We start from the raw sequence: 16,119 nt of genomic DNA, 5'->3' as shown, positions 1-16,119 counted from the left end.
GGCCGTTGTCGGCGCAATAAAGCCCCGCAACACGATCATGGATGAAGGAAAAGTCGATCACCGCGTCGATCTTGCGCAGCAGGTGATCCTTCGGCACCAGACTGTCGAGCGTCACCATCTCAAGAGCCGTCTGGGTGGGGGCAGGTTTCTTCAACATGTCCCAATGAATCACAAACCCCCAGACGGTGCCAGGGGTTTGTCAGCAATCTGAATGGCGGCCCGGGGCCGCCATTTTCTTTCCTGTTGTGGAGGCCTTAGGCCGCTTCGTTGACCGCGGAATTCCGCGTCCGGAACAGCAGCCGATCCGTACCGCCTGTGATCTTCACCGTCGAACCATCCGGAACCTGCCCGGAAAGGATCTGTTCGGCGAGCGGATCCTGCACGTATTTCTGGATCACCCGCTTCAGCGGCCGCGCACCATAGACCGGATCGTAACCCTTGTTGGCGAGCCAATTGCGGGCATCGTCATCGAGCTCGAGTGTGATCTTGCGTTCGGCAAGCAATGCCACCAGACGCATCAGCTGGATATCGACGATCGCGCCCATTTCCTCGCGCTTCAGGCGATGGAACAGGATGATCTCATCGATACGGTTTAGGAACTCCGGCCGGAAGTGACCGCGCACGACGTCCAGCACCTGCTCGCGGATCTCATCTGTGTCATGACCGTCGGGTAGCTCCGTCAACATCGTAGCACCGAGGTTCGACGTCATGATGATCATCGTGTTGCGGAAATCGACTGTCCGGCCCTGACCGTCGGTCAGGCGACCGTCGTCGAGCACCTGCAGCAGCACGTTGAAGACGTCAGGATGCGCCTTTTCGATCTCGTCGAAAAGAATGACCTGATACGGCCGCCGGCGAACGGCTTCCGTCAGCGAACCACCTTCCTCATAGCCGACATAGCCGGGAGGCGCGCCTATCAGCCTGGCCACCGAGTGCTTCTCCATGTACTCCGACATATCCATGCGCACCATCGCCGTTTCGTCGTCGAAGAGGAAGCGGGCAAGCGCCTTGGTCAGCTCCGTCTTGCCGACGCCGGTCGGGCCGAGGAAGATGAACGAGCCGATCGGCCGGTTCGGATCCTGCAGGCCGGCGCGCGCGCGGCGCACCGCCCGCGACACGGCCTGAACCGCATCACCCTGGCCGATCACCGATTTCGCCAGCTCGTCTTCCATACGCAGAAGCTTGTCGCGTTCGCCTTCCAGCATCTTGTCGACAGGGATACCGGTCCAGCGGGAAACGACATGCGCAATGTTGTCGGGGATGACGACCTCCTGCACCATGGCGCTGCGATCGCTGTCCTGCTGTTCGGCCTCCGTGAGCTTCTTTTCCAGTTCCGGAATGACACCGTAAGTCAACTCGCCGGCGCGCTGAAACTCACCCTTGCGCTGGGCGATCGCCAGATCGTTGCGGGCCTCATCCAGCTGCTTCTTCAGATCGGCGGCGAGGCCGAGCTTCTGCTTTTCCGCCTGCCAGCGGGCCGTCAGGGCGTCGGCTTCTTCCTCGAGGCCAGTCAACTCGGTTTCAAGCCGCGTCAGCCGGTCGGCAGACGCCGTATCGGTTTCCTTCTTCAGCGCTTCGCGCTCGATCTTCAGCTGCATGATGCGGCGATCGAGTTCGTCCAGCTCTTCAGGCTTGGAATCCACCTGCATGCGCAGCCGCGCAGCGGCTTCGTCCATCAGGTCGATCGCCTTGTCGGGCAGGAAGCGGTCGGTGATGTAGCGGTTGGAAAGCGTCGCAGCCGCAACCAGGGCCGAATCCGAGATACGGACCTTGTGATGCTGCTCGTACTTTTCCTTCAAGCCACGCAAGATCGAAATCGTGTCCTCGACCGTCGGCTCCTCAACCATGACAGGCTGGAAGCGGCGGGCTAGGGCCGGATCTTTCTCAACGTGCTTGCGGTATTCGTCGAGCGTCGTCGCACCGACGCAGTGTAACTCGCCACGCGCAAGCGCAGGCTTCAGGAGGTTGGAGGCGTCCATCGCCCCATCCGCCTTGCCGGCACCAACCAGCGTGTGCATTTCGTCGATGAAGAGAATGATCTCGCCGTTTTCGGCCTGCACCTCGTTAAGCACGGCTTTCAGCCGCTCCTCGAACTCGCCGCGATATTTCGCGCCGGCGATCAGCGCGCCCATGTCGAGCGCCATCAACTTCTTGTCCTTGAGTGATTCAGGCACGTCGCCGTTGACGATACGCAGTGCGAGGCCTTCGACAATGGCGGTCTTGCCGACGCCAGGCTCGCCGATCAGCACGGGGTTGTTCTTGGTGCGGCGGGAGAGAACCTGGATCGTGCGGCGGATTTCGTCGTCACGGCCAATGACCGGATCGAGCTTGCCCTCGCGGGCTTCGCCGGTCAGATCGCGGGCATACTTCTTCAGCGAGTCGAAGCCTTGTTCGGCGTTCGAGCTGTCAGCGGTGCGGCCCTTGCGAATTTCATTGATGACTTGGTTGAGCGCCAGCGCGGTCACACCGGCATTCTTCAGCGTCGTCGACGTCGAAGCCGAAGACTCGATCGCCAATGCCTGCAGCAGGCGCTCGACCGTGACGAAGCTGTCGCCGGCCTTCTTCGCTGCCTCTTCGGCAGTGGAAAGCACCTTGGCAAGCGGCTGCGCGAGATAGATCTGCCCGTTGCCGCCGGATACCTTCGGCAGCTTGGCAAGTGCGGCATCGTTGGCAAGGCGCGCCGCTTTGGGATCACCGCCGGCGCGCTCGATCAGCGAGGCGGCCATGCCCTGGTCGTCGTCGAGCAGCACTTTCAGTACATGTTCGGGTGTGAACTGCTGGTGTCCCTGCGCAAGCGCATAGGTTTGGGCGGACTGAATAAAACCGCGCACCCGCTCGGAGTATTTTTCGATATTCATGCTGTACCTCCATGGATCGCCCTGCCCTCATAAGGCACAGGCCGATGACTGAGATTGAGCTCCCTTAAATGGCAAGCCCATTGTTCCGCCGCGGTTGGGATTTGCGGCTGACGAACCTGGGCTGGATATGGTGGAGGATTTCAAAAGTTTAAAGAGGCGATGACGTGAAAAACCCCGGCCTTTGCGACCGGGGGTTCTCATTTCATGTCCTGTCTCCGCCGGAGCCATGTCGGCTGCCGGCAGCCATCCAATCACTTGATTTCTTCGATGTCGTTGGGCTTCCAGGAGCCGTCAAAGGCCGGCTGCGTGGGTCCGTAGATGCGGATGTAGCTGAACCAGCCACGTCCGGACTGGGTTTTGATCCAACGGCCTTCGCCATCCTTCGGCGCCGTTGGACCAAAATAGAGGTCGACCGGCTTTGACGTGTCGATGTCCTTCAACTCAAAGAGCGAGCGGAGCGCCGCCTTGTCCTGATCCGTCTGCACGTCGGAGCGAGTCTGCGCGTCATAGAGCGTCACGGACCCGAGCAGCTTGCCCGGGACGGGCTGGGGAATCGTCAGCTTGTAGTTCTTGCTCCGTCCAGAAACGCACCGCTAGCGTCGCGAGCACCGAGCCAATAGAGCCGAGCCCGCGCCGGCCGAACGGTGGAACATTGCGGGCGTGACGATCGCCTGTGCGAACCAGCGATCATGTGCCTCCAGATCGACGCCCATCGGCGTCTCGAACTGGGCAGCGTTGGGAGCCAGGCCGACCCACTCCCATTTGCGGTCCGGCCACGCAAAGCGGTCCGGCCGATCGCTATCGAACGCCGATACGAGAAGCTGGTCACGACCAACCTTCGCAGCTTTTTCGAGGATAGCTTTCGTACGGGCATCAGGTGCGAACGGCTTGCCCTTTTAGATACCGAGCGTCGCAAGAAGCCCTACATCGGTGTGAATTTCTCGACGAGGGGTTCCTCATCGATGATCCGCTGCAATACCTCCCAGAACTGGATGTTGTCCTCCCACTTGAGAGAGGTGCTGTCCATTGCCTTCTCGGTGGTGTCGACGATCGCGATTGGCTTCGGCTTGCTGGCCGTACTCAAAGGGTAGACCTTGATGGCGTGCAGCGCCTTCAGCGCCTTGTCCTGGTCGCCACCGACCGGCAGAGCGCGCACAGCAAGCAGAACTTTGTAGGTGGCCGACTTCCCGACATGGTAGCCCTTTGGCACCTTGCCCTTGTAGTCAGGCAGCAGGATGAGGTGCTTTCCACCCTTTCCGCCATCCGGGCCGGGGAGATTATGGTCGTTGATCAGGCCGATATAGGCGCCCGGCGGCAACTCAACCACCATCGGACCGTCCCTCTTTGGTGAGGACAGCCCGCGCCGTTTGGCCGGCGCGGGCTGTCGCGGTGTTTGCCTATTGCGGGGCAAGCCGCTCGAGTTCATTCAACCGCTTCAGTGCCGCTTGCTGGCGAAGCAGCCCGTAGTTGATGCCGCTGGCATTGAGCGAGCTGCCTTCCTGATACGGGAACTGGTCGAAGTCTGAGAAGAAGTCCTTGATCTTCCCCTGGATCGGAACGAGCAGCCACATGTTCCTTGCAAGGAACTCGATCGCTCCGCCACCGTCCTCCATGCCACGCTCGTAGGGGTCCATTCGCAGGTTGGCGATCATAGCCCATGCTGGGACTTCACGGGTGGCCGTGGCAATGTTGCCGTGGCTCGCGATGGCAAAGCTCAGCTTCCAGTCGTTCCAGCGAAGCGCATTGAGATTGCCGCCCTGATCGAAGTAGTAGACGACATCGCGCGGGCCGCTCTGAGCCTCACCCTTCAGGAAAGGCAAAAGATCATAGCCGTCCAGGTGAACCTTGAAATCCTTAGTCCCTGACTTGAACCCTGCCTTCATCTGCTCCTTGATGTCGGATATCCCGGCGGCGCTCGCGAATGTCGGCATCCAATCCATTAGCGTAACGATCTCATTCACCTCGGTCCCGGGTTTGACGACGCCCGGCCAGCGAACCATCATCGGAATGCGGAAGCCGCCCTCCCATGTCGTGCCCTTTTCACCGTGGAACGGCGTCTGGGCACCATCAGGCCACAAGGCAAGCTCGGCGCCGTTGTCGGTCGTGTAGAGAACGATAGTGTTGTCGGCGATGCCGAGCTGATCCAGCTGCTCGAGAAGCTGGCCGACGTGACCGTCGTGCTCCACCATACCGTCGGCATGAATGCCCTTGCCGGTTTTTCCAAGCGAGTCCGGCTTCAGATGGGTGAAGACGTGCATGCGGGTCGAGTTGAACCAGCAGAAGAACGGCTTGTCAGCTTTCGCTTGCCGATCGATGAAGTTCTTGGCGGCAGCCAGGAATTCCTCATCGACCGTCTCCATACGCTTCGTGTTGAGCGCACCGGTATCTTCGATCTTGCCGTCCGCAGTTGACTTGATCACGCCACGCGGACCGAACTGCCGGCGGAACGCCGGGTCCTTCGGGTAGAAGTAGCCTTCCGGCTCTTCCTCGGCGTTGAGGTGGTAGAGGTTGCCGAAGAACTCGTCGAAGCCATGCTTGGTCGGCAGGTGCTGGTCCTGGTCGCCGAGGTGGTTCTTGCCGAACTGGCCGGTCGCATAGCCCTGCGTCTTCAACACGTCGGCAATCGTCGGCATCCAGTCCTGAATGCCGTGCGGATCGCCGGGCATGCCGATCGTCAAGAGGCCGGTGCGGAATGGTTCTTGCCCGAGAATGAAGGAGGCGCGGCCCGCAGTGCAGCTCTGCTGGCCATAGGAATCGGTGAAGATTGCGCCTTCCCTGGCGATGCGGTCGATATTGGGCGTGCGATAGCCCATCAGCCCCATCGTGTAGGCGCTGATCTGCGGTATGCCGATGTCATCGCCGAAGATGACAAGAATATTCGGCTTCTTGCCGGATGGTGCCGCCGCCGTCTGCGCCTGGGCTGCTGCGGAACTCACCATGCTGGCGACCGTGGCGGCCCCGGCGGCAAGGGCTGTTGACCCTATCAGCAGATTACGGCGCGTGAGGTTGCTGGCGTCGGAGGAGGATGATCGTACGCTGTCGTCGCTGGCCATTTCGCCTGTCTCCCGTCAAACGTGAACTTTTGGAATGTTGTCTGGTGATGAGATGCATCGGCGCGAACCAAAGAGGCATAGCCACAGCGTAGACGTAAGTACGTTACGGTAAATGCACGACACTTTAACGGTCGGAGGCGAGACGGCGGCAGAAACGCAAAAGGCCGCTCCATAGAGCGGCCTTTTATCCATTAGCTCGGATCGTTGAAGCGATCCGGTTATTCCGAAGCGGCATCCGCCAAAACAGGCGCATCGCCGGAACCTTCACCCTCGGCCGGAGCCTCGCCTTCCGCAGCGCGGCGCGGACGACGCGGACGGCTACCGGCAGTGCGGCGACGCGGCTGACGCTCGCGCGGCTGGCCTGCAGCACTTTCCTCGTCCATCGAAACCTCTGCCGGAATACCTTCGATCTCCGGCTGCGGGCCGCTGCCATCGTTCACCTCGGGCTGCGGCGCTTCAGCTGCGACCGGGGCCGGCTGCTGTTCCTGGCGACGCGGCTGGCGGTCTTCGTTGCGGCGCGGCTGCTCGTCGTTGCGACGCTGCGACTGTTCTTCCGAACGGCGCTGCTGATGCTCGTGCTGGTGACGCGGTGGCTGGACGATGACAACATCGTCATTGTCGACGGCTTCGACATCGTCACCATCGCGCTCCGCACCTTCACTGAATTCGTTGCGGTCGTCGCGCTGGAAGCGCTCCTGCATCTGCGCCTGAGCGGCTGCAATGATGCGGTTATAGTGTTCGGCGTGCTGCAGGTAGTTTTCAGCGATAACGCGATCGCCCGAACTCTGCGCGTCGCGCGCAAGTTGTGCGTACTTTTCAGCGATATGCTGCGCGGTACCACGAATCTTAACGTCTGGGCCGGAGCTGTCGTAGGTCCGCGTCAACGGGTTGCCGCCCTTGCGGTTGAAATTGTTGTTATTGTTATTTCCGCCGCCGCCGCCGCCGTTGTTATTGCCACGCCCGCGACCGCGCTTGTTCTGCTGTCCTGGCCTCATAGATCGTTCACCTGAATTCTCTGTTTGTTGTGGAGTTATGGCACCAACGGCCGTGGCCGGTTCACCGGCTCAGAGCCCTCGTGCCGCAAGCATACTGCGCCTTCGCGCCAACCTGCCGCTTGTTCTCAAGTCAGTTTGACTGATTCACGCATTGGGTCGTATTCAACCTTTGAAGCTCTCGTTTAAAAGAGCGGACCCCCGAGGCCGAGTTAGTTTCGAACGTCTCACCGTTCTGTCCTATCTCTCCAACGCGTGGGGTCAACCTATATTGCTTCCCGTGGAAATCCAAGCCTTTTCTTCGCAATGACACCAATGTCCTGTTCAATGCTTAAAGTCGTCGCGCGTCACTTGAGCGCGAACACAAGCGCCCGGTCATTCTGGCCGTAATCCTTTACGGATTCCAGAAGCTTGAAGCCTTCAGCCTCGAAAACGTCCGTCACGTCGTTTCGCTGGTCGTAGCCGATCTCAAGTCCCACAACGCCGTTCGGCTTTATGAACCTTGCCGCATCCTTGGCGATGGTTCTGTAGGCGTCAAGCCCATCCCGGCCGCCATCCAGTGCGGCATGGGGATCAAATTTCGTCACTTCGGGAGCGAGAGTGTGAACGACCTTAGAAGCGATATAGGGCGGATTTGAGACAATCGCGTGAAACGAGCCGTGGATATTCTGAAACCAACTGGATTGAATGGTTTCGAAGCGATCCTGCAATCCGTTTCTTTCCGCGTTTGATTTCGCCGTCTTCAATGCATCGGCCGATATATCGCTGCCGACGCCTGACGCTTCCGGACATTCGCTCAACAGAGCAAGGCATATCGCCCCGGTTCCGGTTCCTAGGTCCAGAATATGGATATGGCCCTCGGTATTTGCAAGGTCGCGCAGATAAGGAAGCATCGTATCGACGAGAATTTCCGTATCAGGCCGTGGCTCAAGGGTTTCCGCAGACAAAGACAGCGGCAGGCCATAGAATTCCCGTTCGCCGAGAATGCGGTGAACAGGCTCATGCGCCAGCCGGCGTTCGATGGCTTGCTCGATCATTGCCATCTGCTCTGTGCTGACGGTTTCGCCGCCACGCGTTACGATGGCGGTCGTCGAAAGTCCAAGCAGCCCTGCGACGAGCATACGGGCATCAGCCGAAGCACTGTCGACACCGGCTTCAGTGAAACGACGGCGAGCCTCGGCCAGCATTTGGGAAACCGTAGCCTCGGCCTGTTTCCCGCTCATGCTCATTGCTGCTCGCCGAGTTGCGCCAACTGGCTTGCCTGATAGTCGGCCATCAGCGCGTCGACCACCTCGTCGATCTCGCCGATCATCATCCGGTCGAGCTTGTAGAGTGTCAGATTGATCCGGTGGTCCGTCACCCGCCCCTGTGGGAAGTTGTAGGTGCGGATGCGTTCGGAGCGATCGCCGGAACCGACCTGGCTCTTGCGATCGGCGGAACGCTCGCTTTCGGCCCGTTGACGCTCGGCGTCGTAGAGACGCGAACGCAGAACCTGCATCGCCTTGGCGCGGTTCTGATGCTGCGATTTCTCGGAACTGGTGACGACGATGCCGGTCGGCAGATGGGTGATGCGCACCGCTGAGTCGGTGGTGTTGACGTGCTGGCCGCCAGCGCCGGATGAGCGCATCGTATCGATGCGGATGTCTTCTGGCCGGATCTCGATGTCGATTTCCTCCGCCTCCGGCAGAACCGCGACGGTCGCGGCCGAAGTGTGGATGCGACCGCCGGCTTCCGTTTCCGGCACGCGCTGGACACGGTGAACACCGGATTCAAACTTCAGCTTGGCAAATACGCCCTTGCCGGTGATGGTCGCGATGATTTCCTTGAAGCCGCCCGCCTCGCCTTCGCTCGACGACAGGACTTCGACCTTCCAGCCGTGGGCGGCTGCATAGCGCTCATACATCCGGAACAAATCACCAGCAAAGAGTGCGGCTTCCGAACCGCCGGTGCCAGCGCGGATTTCCAAAATAGCGCTCTTCTCGTCTGCTGCATCCTTCGGCAGCAGCAAGATCTGGATTTCCTGCTCCAGCGCCTCCAGCCGCTCCTTCACCTCGGGCAGCTCCAGTTCGGCCAGATCGCGCATCTCACGGTCCACCGACTTGTCGTTCAGCAGGGTTTCGAGGTCCGCAAGCTCGGCAATTGCCTTCTCGAAGGCGCGGATCTTCGTGACGACGGGCTGCAACTCGGAATATTCGGAGGCGAGCTTGACGTAGACGTCAGCCGAGGGGCCAGCCGACATGCGCGCTTCGATCTCGCCAAAACGGCGTTCCAGCTCGCGCATCTTTTCAACGGGAAGCTTCGCCACCCTTCACTCCGATTCTGCTTGTCTTGACCTAAAGAGGAATATTGTGAGCTTCCGCGAAGTGGGCAAGCACATCGCGGATCGAAGTCGCCGACTTGGTGTCGTCAAGCGCCTCGTTCATCACCTTCGCCAGCGTCTCAACCTCGAGACCGAGCAGCATCGCCTTGACCGGACCGATCGATGCTGGCGACATCGAAACCGAACGGAAGCCTATGCCGAGAAGCGCCATCGCCGAGATTGGCTTGCCGGCAAGCTCGCCGCACAAGGTCACGGGCGTGTTGTTGCGCTCGCCTGCCCGCACGATGTCGCGCAGGATCCTAAGGAACGGTTTGCCAAGCGGATCGAAGCGGTCGGACACGCGCGCATTGCCGCGATCGACCGCCATCGAAAACTGGAAGAGGTCATTCGACCCGACCGAGACGAAATCGACCGCCGACATCAGCTCGTCGAGCTGCCAGAGCAGCGCCGGCACCTCCAGCATCGCCCCGAACTGCAGCTTGCGCGGCAGGCCGTGGCCGAAGCGCGAAAGGTGCTGAACCTCCTTCTGCAGCAGTTCTCGCACGGCGGCGATCTCGGAAACCTCGGTTACCATTGGCACCATCAGCTTCAGCTCGATGCCGGCCGCCGCCTTCAGCATGGCGCGCAGCTGCGTGCGCAGCAGGCCCGGACGATCGAGCGAAAGGCGGATTGCCCGCCAGCCGAGCGCCGGATTTTCTTCCTCATGGCCACGGAAATAGGGAACGACCTTGTCGCCGCCGATATCAAGCGTGCGGAATGTCACAACTCGTCCGGCCGCCTGCTTCAGCACATTGCGATAAAACAGCTCCTGCTCTTCCGCCTTCGGCATGTTGGAGGCGATCATGAACTGCAGCTCGGTGCGGAACAGGCCAATGCCTTCAGCACCCGAGTCCGAAAGCTGCGGCAAATCGACCAGCAGCCCGGCGTTCATCATCAACGATACGCGCTGGCCGTCCCTGGTGCGCGACTCGACCGAGCGCAGCGCCCGGAACTGCTCCTGGCGGCGGGCGCGGAACCGTACCTTTTCCTCGTAGGAGCGCTGATGCTCCGGCATGGGGCGAAGGTGCACATGCCCGCCATCGCCGTCGATGATGACGGCATCGCCGTTTTCGGCGAGCGCCACCACGCCAGCGGCCTGGCCGATCACAGGAATGCCCATGGCACGCGCGACGATCACCACATGGCTCGTCACCGCACCTTCTTCCAGCACGAGCCCGCGCACATTGGCACGCGGATAGTCCAACAACTCAGCCGCACCCATGGCACGCGCCAGGATGATGGCGTCGCTTGGGAAACCGTCCCCCGCTGTGCGGCCGGTATAGCCGGTCAACTGCCGCAGCAGGCGGTTCGCGAGATCTTCGAAATCGTGCATCCGTTCCCGCAGATAGGGATCGGTCATGCGGATCATGCGCGCCTTGGTGTCGCTCTGCACCTTCTCGACGGCGGCTTCCGCGGTCAAACCGTTACGGATTGCTTCCTCGAGCTTGCGCACCCAGCCCTGGTCATGGGCGAACATGCGATAGGTTTCGAGAACCTCGCGGTGCTCGCCCTCCATCGAAACGTCGCGCTGCGACAGAAGGTCATCGATCGAGATGCGGAGCGACCCTAGCGCCTCGCCCAGGCGGCGGATTTCCTTCTCGGAATCCTCATTCAAAAGGTTGGTGACGACGATACGCGGCTCATGCAGCACGACGTAGCCGAGGCCGATGCCTTCATTATAGGTGTCGCCGTCGATGGTCACCGAACGCGTCAGGTCGAGTTCGAGCCCGGGCTTGGTGATCTTCTTGAGTTCGCCGGTGGCGATCATCTCGGCAAGCACCATCGCGGTCGTCTCGAGCGCTTCGAGCTCTTCTTCGCGGTAGGTGCGGCTCGCCTTGTTCTGCACGACCAAAACGCCGAGCGAGCGGCCGGTGCGCAGGATCGGCACGCCGAGGAACGAATGGTAGATCTCTTCGCCGGTTTCCGGCAGGTAGCGGAACGCCGGGTGCGATTGCGCGTCGGAGAGATTGAGAGGCTGCGCCGATGCCGCGATCGTACCGACCAGACCTTGTCCCATCTTGAGCTGGGACAGGTGGACCGCTTCCTTCTTCAGACCTTCGGTTGCATAGAGCTCGAGAACGCCGTCAGCGCGCAGCACATAGACGGAGCAAACCTCCGCCACCATGTTGCCTGCAATCTGGCGAACGATCCGATCGAGACGCTCCTGCGGCTCCAGCGGCTCCGCCATCAACTCGCGCAGCCGCTTGAGCAGCACGCGCGGACCGCCGGAAAGGTCTCTCATTGCGTCTCAAGCTCCAAAACAAACATCAAAGCCTCGCGGCCGACAGCCGCGTGACTTCACAACTTGAACGCGCGGCAGACTCGTTCAGAATCAGTTCTTATCGAGACCGTAGCAGGAATGCAAAGTCCTGACAGCGAGTTCCGCATAAGGACCATCAATCAGGATCGAAATTTTGATCTCAGAGGTGGTGATCGCCTTGATGTTGATGCCCTTGTCGGCCAGCGCCTTGAAAGCGGTGGCGGCAACGCCGGCGTGGCTGCGCATGCCGATACCGATGACCGACACTTTCACCAGGCCCGCTTCGTTCTGAACGACGTCGTACCCGATCTTTTCCTTGTTCTCGCCGAGAACCTTGATCGCCTTGTCGACATCACCCGAAGGAACCGTGAAGGTCATGTCGGTCTTCGAGCCGTCTTCCGAGATGTTCTGGACGATCATGTCGACATTGATGTGGCTTTCGGCCAGCGGTCCGAAGATCGCAGCGGAAACGCCCGGCCGGTCGGCAAGACGGCGAAGCGAGATCTGAGCCTCATCCTTGGCATAGGCGATGCCGGTGACTACTTCCTGTTCCACGATTTCATCCTCGTCACAAATCAGCGTTCCGGGCGGATTCAAGAAGTCACCCATGCCCGGAGCATCGGGATCTTCGAAAGAGGAGCGCACGAAGGTACGGACCTTGTGCACCATGGCGAGCTCGACGGAGCGAACCTGCAGAACCTTGGCGCCGAGCGACGCCATTTCGAGCATTTCCTCGAAGGCGATCTTCTTCAGGCGGCGTGCCTGCGGCACGATGCGCGGATCGGTCGTGTAGACGCCGTCAACGTCGGTATAGATATCGCATCGATCGGCCTTGACCGCAGCCGCGATCGCAACTGCCGACGTATCGGAGCCGCCGCGGCCGAGCGTCGCGATGCGGTTGTCGGGCCCAAGACCCTGGAAGCCGGCGATGACGGCAACCTGCCCCTCGCCCATACGCTTGATGATGTCGGAGCCATCGATATCGAGGATGCGGGCGGCGCCATGGGCGTTGTCGGTACGGATCGGGATCTGCCAACCCTGCCAAGAGCGGGCATTGATATCCATCGCCTGCAGCGCGATCGCGAGCAAGCCGGAGGTCACCTGCTCGCCCGATGCAACAACGGCATCATATTCGCGCGCATCGTAAAAAGGTGAATTGGCGCCGACGACCTTTGGCGTGCCTTGCACCCACCCGACCAGCTCGTTGGTCTTGCCGGACATGGCGGAGACGACCACCGCCACTTCGTGGCCGGCGTCGACTTCACGTTTCACATGGCGGGCAACGTTCTTGATGCGGTCCAGATCAGCGACGGACGTTCCGCCGAATTTCATTACGATGCGTGCCATATGCCTCTACCACGACCTAGCGCCGAGAGAGACCAAAGCCAGACCCGGCATCACGAACCCTGCATGGAGCCGCATGGCCGAAGAGCCCGGAATTGGGAGTTTCTGGAACCCTTCTAGAGCCTTGCACCCCAAGGGCCCAAGTTGCCGCGTCTCTTAGCGAGTTTGTTGGGGGGTGGCAAGGTGTGGAAAGGAGAATGCGACACCCTGGAACTGGCGGGTAAAAGTGGCAGCTGCCACCCCGGCTAGGCCTCCTCAGCCTCGAGGGCGTTGGGCAGCGCAGGAGAGGAGAGAAATCTGCCGGAGGTCTGAGACTTCCCTTCAACGCTCGATTTCGTCCTGCAGCTTCCTGAGGATGTCAATCAGCTGCGGCGCCATCTCCCGGATTTCCGTCAGATGGATAGCAGTCAGGCGCTTCAACACACGCTCTGCCTTGTCGGTGAGCTCCAATGTCTGCCGGCGCTTGTCGTTCGGATCCGTGCGACGCGACACGTAGCCGGCTGTGACCAGACGTCCAACGAGCTCCGTTGCCGAATGGGGCGCGATCAGCAGCCGTTCAGCAAGCATTCCGATCGTCATCGAGTCTTCGCCGCGATGGCCCTTGATCGACAGCAATGCCTGATGCTGTTGCGTTGGGAGCCCCTCCTCTTGTGCCGCGGACGTGCTGAAATCCATGAAGCGGCGCAAGGTGTAGCGCAGATTGGACAAGGCCTCGTAGTCGGCGTCGGTCAGTCGTTCTCCGGGTGTCCTCAATGCAGATCCCTCGTGGCCATCATTGCATCCATGCGGCGACTTCCATTCTTCGATGATCCTGGAGCACGCGCAACGCCAGCATGAGTTCGGGAGCCATCTCCCGGATCTCGTAAAGATGCGCAGGCGTCAGCCGTCGCAATATCTCTTCCGCCTTGTCTGTCAACCGCACAATAGTCCGGCGCCTCTGCTTCACTTCGATAGTGACATAGCCACGTCCCTCAAGCGAGCGCGTAAGTTCGGCTGCAGATGCAGCCGGGACGAAGAGTCGCGCCGCCAAGGTTGAAACGCTCATCTGTTCTCCGCTTCCCAGTCCCTTGATCGCGAGTAGTGCCTGATGCTGTTGCGGCGATAGACCGAGCTTCTCCGCCGCCTTGGTGCTGAATTGGCGAAATTTTCGAATTCTGTACCTCAGGTTGGCCAACGCGGCATAATCAACATCCGATAAGCTGCCGTTTTTGCCCGACACCATTTCTGCCTCCAGATCTGCTTGTTGATTTATATCGTATCACGATATATTTGCAACGTCGAACAGAAGCGTTTCAACGGGATCCTCCATGTACGAGCAATCGACCCCTCACCAGCCACATGACTTTACCGGCGGCCTCTCGCGGCGCGAGGCCGGGGACTTTACGACGGACAAACGCGTTCTCGCGCTGGTCGGCATGGCCGTGGTGGTCGGCTCCGGCGGTGCGTCCGCCGCCTGGGTCCTGGTGAGCCTGATTTCGCTGGTCACCAGTCTCGTGTGGTTCGGGCGTTTCAGTATTGCCGCTACCTCGCTTGCTGATGCACCGCGCTCCGTATGGATGGTTGCCATTCCCATCCTTGGCGGCCTTGTTATCGGGCTGATGGCCCGCTTCGGATCCAAGAAGATCCGCGGTCACGGCATCCCCGAGGCAATCGAGACGATCCTGATTGGTGGCAGCCGGATGTCGCCGAAGGTGGCGATTCTCAAGCCGCTCTCGTCGGCGATCTCCATCGGCACCGGCGGACCTTTTGGCGCCGAAGGGCCGATCATCATGACGGGCGGCGCCATCGGATCGCTCTTCGCGCAATGCTTCCACTTGAGCTCGGCCGAGCGCAAGACGCTCCTCGTCGCGGGTGCGGCCGCCGGCATGACCGCAATCTTCGGTTCACCGACTGCCGCAGTCATGCTCGCTGTAGAATTGCTGCTCTTCGAATGGAAGCCCAGAAGCTTCATCCCCGTTGCCATCGCGGCCTGCGTGTCGATCTGCTGGCGCCCCTTCCTGTTCCAGGCCGGCCCTCTTTTTCCCAAGCAATTTCACATGGACCTTCCCTGGTGGGGCATCGCGCTCTGCGCTGCGATGGGGATTATTGCGGGGCTGCAATCCGGCCTGTTGGCAACGATGCTCTACAAGATCGAAGATGTCTTCGAGGCCCTGCCGATCCATTGGATGTGGTGCCCGGCGATTGGCGGGTTGATCATCGGCCTCGGCGGCTTGATCGAGCCTCGCGCCCTCGGAGTCGGCTACGACATCATCGAAGGATTGCTGAACAGCACTCTTCTGCCGTCGGCCGTGTTGGCGGTCCTGCTTGTGAAAGCATTCATCTGGCTTGTGGCGCTGTCATCGGGCACATCCGGTGGCGTACTCGCGCCGCTGCTGATCTTCGGAGGAGCCCTCGGATGGCTGGTCGGCCTGGTGCTTCCCGGCGACCCGGGATTCTGGGCCTTGCTGGGCATGGCCGCAATGATGGGAGGAACGATGCGCGCACCGCTGACGGGCACGTTCTTTGCCGTCGAACTCACCGGCGACGTTTCGATGCTGGTACCCCTCCTGGCGGCCACGGTAGCAGCCTACGTGGTGACCGTTCTCCTTCTTCGCCGGTCGATCCTCACCGAAAAGATCGCACGGCGCGGCCAACACATCACGCGAGAATACGGCATTGATCCCTTCGAATTGACGCGTGCGCGCGAGATCATGATCAAGGAGGTCGACACGCTTGCAGCAAGCATGACAGTCGGCGATGCCTGCGCCTTCTTCGCGACGCCTGCAAGAACGCACCGGGTTTATCCGGTCGTTGACGGCAGCGGTGTCCTCAAGGGACTGGTCTCCGGTAGCGATGCGTTGCGATGGCAGGACGCAGCCGCGTTTTCCGACCAACGTCTCGACGACATGGTGTCCGACGCATCTATCCCCGCGGCACATCCTGACGATACGGTCGGATATGTCGCTGACCTGATGTTGTCGACTGGCTCCGTGCGCCTTCGAAGCACGCTGCGAGCGACGGAGACCGAGCGAAGGCCCTTTCTTGGGCCGCGCAGAGCAAATGACGAGCGCATGCTGACGTTGGAGAATTCAGAGGCTGCAGCTTCGCAGACCAACAACCCGCATCGCCTGGGCAAGGAGTTTCCGACCGACTGAACAGCGTCGCTGATTTGCTCGAAAGGCGCAGTTGCATCGCGCGGTGGAAACAGGCAGCCTAGTCGCGCCCGGAAATGCGCCTCCTTTATCGCCGGCGCCACTTGGTTCCAGGCCCGAGG

At 60.7% G+C, this 16,119-nt stretch carries 12 protein-coding genes and 1 pseudogene; 1 reads left to right on the top strand and 12 read right to left on the bottom strand.

All coding sequences use genetic code 11. The annotated features are described in order from the left end of the window. The 12 genes and pseudogenes from C934_RS34695 to C934_RS0117045 form a co-directional block, all read right to left on the bottom strand. A pseudogene (locus C934_RS34695) lies at positions 1–157 on the bottom strand (IS5/IS1182 family transposase); the annotation flags it as partial. A 97-nt stretch (positions 158–254) separates the two neighbouring features. Further along, positions 255–2,858 carry an ATP-dependent chaperone ClpB gene (gene clpB / locus C934_RS0117100; protein ID WP_018857874.1) on the bottom strand — a complete coding sequence of 868 codons (2,604 nt, stop codon included), beginning with the start codon at positions 2,856–2,858 and terminating at the stop codon, positions 255–257. 251 nt (positions 2,859–3,109) lie between these two features. Next, entirely contained in the window at positions 3,110–3,376 is a 267-nt protein-coding gene (locus tag C934_RS35665) for a DUF1214 domain-containing protein (protein WP_026371858.1), read from the bottom strand. 404 nt (positions 3,377–3,780) lie between these two features. Continuing rightward, positions 3,781–4,188, bottom strand: coding sequence for a DUF1254 domain-containing protein (locus tag C934_RS35660; RefSeq protein WP_026371857.1), 408 nt, complete (start codon positions 4,186–4,188; stop codon positions 3,781–3,783). A gap of 67 nt (positions 4,189–4,255) precedes the next feature. Next, positions 4,256–5,911 carry an arylsulfatase gene (locus C934_RS0117080; RefSeq protein ID WP_018857873.1) on the bottom strand — a complete coding sequence of 552 codons (1,656 nt, stop codon included), beginning with the start codon at positions 5,909–5,911 and terminating at the stop codon, positions 4,256–4,258. 218 nt (positions 5,912–6,129) lie between these two features. Beyond that, positions 6,130–6,906, bottom strand: a complete 777-nt coding sequence (locus C934_RS0117075; protein ID WP_018857872.1) for a DUF4167 domain-containing protein — start codon at positions 6,904–6,906, stop codon at positions 6,130–6,132. A gap of 344 nt (positions 6,907–7,250) precedes the next feature. Then, complete coding sequence (prmC, locus tag C934_RS0117070; RefSeq protein ID WP_018857871.1) at positions 7,251–8,132, bottom strand: peptide chain release factor N(5)-glutamine methyltransferase; 882 nt, start codon at positions 8,130–8,132, stop codon at positions 7,251–7,253. After that, positions 8,129–9,208: a peptide chain release factor 1 gene (gene prfA, locus C934_RS0117065; RefSeq protein WP_018857870.1), complete on the bottom strand. Its 1,080-nt coding sequence runs from the start codon at positions 9,206–9,208 to the stop codon at positions 8,129–8,131. The genes prmC and prfA overlap by 4 nt, the downstream gene beginning before the upstream one ends. A 28-nt stretch (positions 9,209–9,236) precedes the next feature. Then, a complete protein-coding gene (ptsP, locus tag C934_RS0117060; RefSeq protein ID WP_018857869.1) occupies positions 9,237–11,504 on the bottom strand; it encodes a phosphoenolpyruvate--protein phosphotransferase in 2,268 nt (755 codons plus the stop codon). A gap of 90 nt (positions 11,505–11,594) precedes the next feature. Beyond that, the gene (locus tag C934_RS0117055; RefSeq protein WP_018857868.1) at positions 11,595–12,869 is read right to left on the bottom strand and encodes an aspartate kinase; all 1,275 of its coding nucleotides are present in this window, start codon (positions 12,867–12,869) and stop codon (positions 11,595–11,597) included. Between the two features lie 318 nt (positions 12,870–13,187). Beyond that, complete coding sequence (locus C934_RS0117050; protein ID WP_018857867.1) at positions 13,188–13,619, bottom strand: MarR family transcriptional regulator; 432 nt, start codon at positions 13,617–13,619, stop codon at positions 13,188–13,190. A gap of 19 nt (positions 13,620–13,638) precedes the next feature. After that, positions 13,639–14,088, bottom strand: coding sequence for a MarR family winged helix-turn-helix transcriptional regulator (locus C934_RS0117045; protein ID WP_018857866.1), 450 nt, complete (start codon positions 14,086–14,088; stop codon positions 13,639–13,641). Positions 14,089–14,173: 85 nt separating this feature from the next. Between C934_RS0117045 and C934_RS0117040 the strand changes: the two genes are divergently transcribed. Beyond that, the gene (locus tag C934_RS0117040; protein ID WP_018857865.1) at positions 14,174–16,000 is read left to right on the top strand and encodes a chloride channel protein; all 1,827 of its coding nucleotides are present in this window, start codon (positions 14,174–14,176) and stop codon (positions 15,998–16,000) included. The last annotated feature ends 119 nt before the right edge of the window (positions 16,001–16,119 follow it).

Origin of the sequence: Rhizobium sp. 42MFCr.1, from assembly GCF_000377185.1 — a bacterium.
GTDB classification, from domain to species: Bacteria; Pseudomonadota; Alphaproteobacteria; order Rhizobiales; family Rhizobiaceae; genus Rhizobium; species Rhizobium altiplani.
This window is presented reverse-complemented; position numbering and strand designations above follow the sequence as displayed.

Excerpts from the sequence above, each read along its gene's own strand:
- ptsP (WP_018857869.1), bottom strand. The coding sequence starts at position 11,504 with ATGAGAGACCTTTCCGGCGGTCCGCGCGTGCTGCTCAAGCGGCTGCGC.
- C934_RS0117045 (WP_018857866.1), bottom strand. The coding sequence starts at position 14,088 with ATGGTGTCGGGCAAAAACGGCAGCTTATCGGATGTTGATTATGCCGCG.
- C934_RS0117075 (WP_018857872.1), bottom strand. The coding sequence starts at position 6,906 with ATGAGGCCAGGACAGCAGAACAAGCGCGGTCGCGGGCGTGGCAATAAC.
- C934_RS0117040 (WP_018857865.1), top strand. The coding sequence starts at position 14,174 with ATGTACGAGCAATCGACCCCTCACCAGCCACATGACTTTACCGGCGGC.
- clpB (WP_018857874.1), bottom strand. The coding sequence starts at position 2,858 with ATGAATATCGAAAAATACTCCGAGCGGGTGCGCGGTTTTATTCAGTCC.
- C934_RS0117080 (WP_018857873.1), bottom strand. The coding sequence starts at position 5,911 with ATGGCCAGCGACGACAGCGTACGATCATCCTCCTCCGACGCCAGCAAC.
- prmC (WP_018857871.1), bottom strand. The coding sequence starts at position 8,132 with ATGAGCATGAGCGGGAAACAGGCCGAGGCTACGGTTTCCCAAATGCTG.
- C934_RS35660 (WP_026371857.1), bottom strand. The coding sequence starts at position 4,188 with ATGGTGGTTGAGTTGCCGCCGGGCGCCTATATCGGCCTGATCAACGAC.
- C934_RS0117055 (WP_018857868.1), bottom strand. The coding sequence starts at position 12,869 with ATGGCACGCATCGTAATGAAATTCGGCGGAACGTCCGTCGCTGATCTG.